This window comes from Duganella vulcania, assembly GCF_009857655.1.
Taxonomy (GTDB): Bacteria; Pseudomonadota; Gammaproteobacteria; order Burkholderiales; family Burkholderiaceae_D; genus Rugamonas; species Rugamonas vulcania.
This window is the reverse complement of the sequence record NZ_WWCX01000207.1, coordinates 1-3015: the sequence shown is the minus strand read 5'-3', so window position 1 is coordinate 3015 and position 3015 is coordinate 1. Positions and strand designations below refer to the sequence as shown.

The 3015-nt window shown below is 67.7% G+C and carries 5 protein-coding genes; all 5 read right to left on the bottom strand.

Annotation, left to right across the window (positions count from 1 at the left end):
• Nucleotides 1–57: 57 nt before the first annotated feature.
• The 5 genes from sctU to GTP90_RS37680 are packed head-to-tail and all read right to left on the bottom strand — an operon-like array spanning nt 58 to nt 2979.
• Nucleotides 58–1164 (bottom strand): type III secretion system export apparatus subunit SctU, encoded by a 1107-nt coding sequence (gene sctU, locus GTP90_RS35280; protein WP_161087867.1) that lies wholly within the window; start codon nt 1162–1164, stop codon nt 58–60.
• Nucleotides 1161–1955 (bottom strand): type III secretion system export apparatus subunit SctT, encoded by a 795-nt coding sequence (gene sctT / locus GTP90_RS35275; RefSeq protein ID WP_161087866.1) that lies wholly within the window; start codon nt 1953–1955, stop codon nt 1161–1163. Before sctT ends, sctU begins: the two co-directional genes overlap by 4 nt.
• A 3-nt stretch (nt 1956–1958) precedes the next feature.
• A complete protein-coding gene (sctS, locus tag GTP90_RS35270; RefSeq protein WP_099416676.1) occupies nt 1959–2222 on the bottom strand; it encodes a type III secretion system export apparatus subunit SctS in 264 nt (87 codons plus the stop codon).
• A gap of 8 nt (nt 2223–2230) precedes the next feature.
• Nucleotides 2231–2890: a type III secretion system export apparatus subunit SctR gene (gene sctR / locus GTP90_RS35265; protein ID WP_161087865.1), complete on the bottom strand. Its 660-nt coding sequence runs from the start codon at nt 2888–2890 to the stop codon at nt 2231–2233.
• Entirely contained in the window at nt 2884–2979 is a 96-nt protein-coding gene (locus GTP90_RS37680; protein ID WP_371875186.1) for a FliM/FliN family flagellar motor switch protein, read from the bottom strand. The genes sctR and GTP90_RS37680 overlap by 7 nt, the downstream gene beginning before the upstream one ends.
• Between the last annotated feature and the right edge of the window lie 36 nt (nt 2980–3015).

Sequence of the window (3015 nt, the reverse complement as noted above, 5' to 3'; positions counted from 1 at the left end):
TGGTCCGGGCGGAGCGGCTGGCGCGCCCGCACCGGCGCCAGGCCGGGAGGCGCGCTGTCAGGACGCACAGGACGCCGGCGGCTCGCCGCGGGTTTCCAGCGCGACCTCGCGGCCGGGATCGTTTTGCGCCAGCAGTTCCTGCACCACCGCGTACACATGGGCCACCGACTCGTAGCTGGCCCTGGGCACGTAATGGTCGCTCTGGCCGGTGGCGTACAGCGTGCGTGCCAGCCACACGTGTCGGATGACCGGTATGCCGTGGGCGCGGGCGGTGGCGATCATCTCCCGGGCCACCTGGTCCTTGCCCTTGGCCAGCACGAGCGGCGCCGGCGTCTGCGCGGCATCGTAAAACAAGGCCACCGCGAAGTGCGTCGGGTTGACCACCACCGCGTTGGCGCCGGCGGTCTTGGCGGCGGGCGCCTCCGACGCCCATTGCCGCGCCAGCCCCTTGCGCGTCTGTTTGACATGCGGGTCGCCCTCGGATTCCTTGAATTCGCGCTTGATTTCCTCCAGGTCCATCTTGAGCGACTTGATGTGGAAGTACTTCTGCAGCGCGAAGTCGATCAGCGCCAGCACCAGGCAAACGCCGAGCACCGGCTGCAGCACCATGCGCAGCAGCGCGATGAAGCCGTAATAGATATCCTTCGGTTCGCCGCCGGCCATGTGCAGGATGGACGGCAATTGCGCGCGCACGGTGAGCCAGATGATCAGGCCGAGGGTAACGGCCTTGCACAGCGCCATCAACAGTTCGCCCAGCTTCTTCTTGGCGAACAGCTGCTTGACGCCGTTGACGGGGTTGAGCTTGTCGATGGACGGCGTCAGCGAGGCGGGCGCGATCAGCACGCCGAACTGGCCCCAGTGGGCGGCGAACGCCACCACGGCGCACAGCACGAAGAACACGCCGAACACGCCCAGCAGCAGGCTGCCGGCCGTGGTCAGGATGGCCGGCATGGCGACGGCGAACGGCTGGCCGATCTGCCGCAGCGCCAGCTCGAACAGGGCGTCGAGCGCGGCGTGCCAGCGCGGCTCGGCGCCCAGCGCCAGCAGCGCCACGGCCGTCAGCATGGCCACCCGCGCCAGGTCGCGGCTGACCGCGATCTGGCCCTTGTCGCGGGCGTCGCGCAGCTTCTTGTCGGTGGGTTGTTCGGTCTTTTCCGCGCTCATTGCTTGCCGTAGTCCAGCATCTGTGGAATGAAGTCCAGCATGCGGGCAAAATCGCCTGCCACGTAATGCGAAAAAATCGGCCAGTACACCAGCAGGATGAACAGGCCGGCCAGGCTCTTGACCGGCGCGGAGACGAACGACACCTGCAGGTTGGCGGCAAAGATGCCGATGATGGCGAAACCGAGATCGACCATCAGCAGCGGCATGATCACCGGCCCGCCGTACACGGCGACGTGCCAGAAGAATTCGCCGAAGCGGCGCAGCAGCAGTTCCAGATGCCCGCTTTCGAACGGCGGCGTCAGGTGCATGACCGGCCACAGCCCATAGCTTTCGATCAGGATGCGCACCAGCGCCACCAACAGCCCGGCCTGCACCATGGCCAGCACCACCGCCTGCAGCAGCATGCCGCCCAGCGCGCTGGCGTCCTGGTCGAGCGAGGCATTGTTGGCCTGGATCTGGATCGGCGAACGCTGGGCGTCGAGGATGGAGCCGATCGACTGCGCCACCCAGACCGGAACGGCCAGCAGCACTCCCAGCAGCAGGCCGATGCCGGCTTCCTTCAGCGCCAGCGCGGCCGCCACCAGCATGCCGGGCGTCGTCTGCTGCAGCGCCAGGAAGGTGGGCGCCACTGCGGGCAGCGCAATGGCGAAGGCGACCGCGTTGCGCATCACGCCCTGCAGCGTGCGGGCGCTGAAGCCGGGCAGGATCGCCAGGCAAACCGCCGTGCGCGGCACGGCCAGCGCCATGGCGGTCAGCAGGGTCTGCAGGTCGAGCAGCAGCGAGGCCGGCATGCGTCAGCGTCCCACGGCCGGGATCAGCAGGAAGGCGTGGTCGGCCAGCTGCATGATCTCGGCGCCGAACCAGCGACCCAGCGCGGCGACGGTGAGCGCCACCGACAGCAGCTTGACCACGTAGGGCAGCGTCTGGTCCTGCACCTGGGTGATCGCCTGCACCAGCGAGACGATCACGCCGAACAGCGTGGCGATCAGCAGCGGCGGCGCCGAGACGATGATCGCCAGCCACAGGCCCTGTTGGAAGAATTGCAGTGTTTCGGCCATGGCGGATCTCACAGATAGGACATGGCGAGGGCGTTGAGCAGCTTGCCCCAGCCCCCGACCATGGCAAACAACAGCAGCTTGAGCGGAATGGTGATGGTTTGCGGGCTGACCTGCTGCATGCCCAGCGCCATCAGCAGGTTGGACACCAGCAGGTCGATGACGACGAACGGAATGTAGATCAGGAAGCCGATCTGGTAACCGGTCTGCAGCTCGGAGACCACGAACGCGGGCACCAGCACCAGCAGATCGCTCGATGTGGCGGCTTGAGCCATGTCCTTGGGCCACAGCTTTTTGGCCGAGTCGAGGAACAGCGCGCGCTGATCCGGCTGGCTGAATTTGAGCATGAACCCGCGCAGCGGCTCGACCGCCTCGCGCGCCTGCGTCAGCAACTGGCCGCCGTGGGCGGCGCCGCCGCGCGTCTCGATGGCCAGCGCGCGCGCGCCGATCTGCTGGGCGGTGGGGGCCATGATGAAGATGCTCATGGCCAGCGCGATGCCGTAGATCGCCAGCGTCGGCGGCACCTGCTGCACGCCCATCGCGTTGCGCAGCACCAGCAGCACCAGCGAGATTTTCAGGAACGAGGTGGTGATGACGACGATCAGCGGGATCAGCGACATCATCCCGAGCAGGAGCGCGAACGAGAGGACGTCGTACTGGCTGCTCAGCATGCGGCGCTCCAGTCGGTGATGCGCACGCCCAGACGGCCGTCGATGTCGACCGCCTCGCCGCGGCCCAGCAGCCGGCCGGCGCAGCGGATCGCCAGCGCGGCCGGATCGGCGCCGGCCAGCGGCAG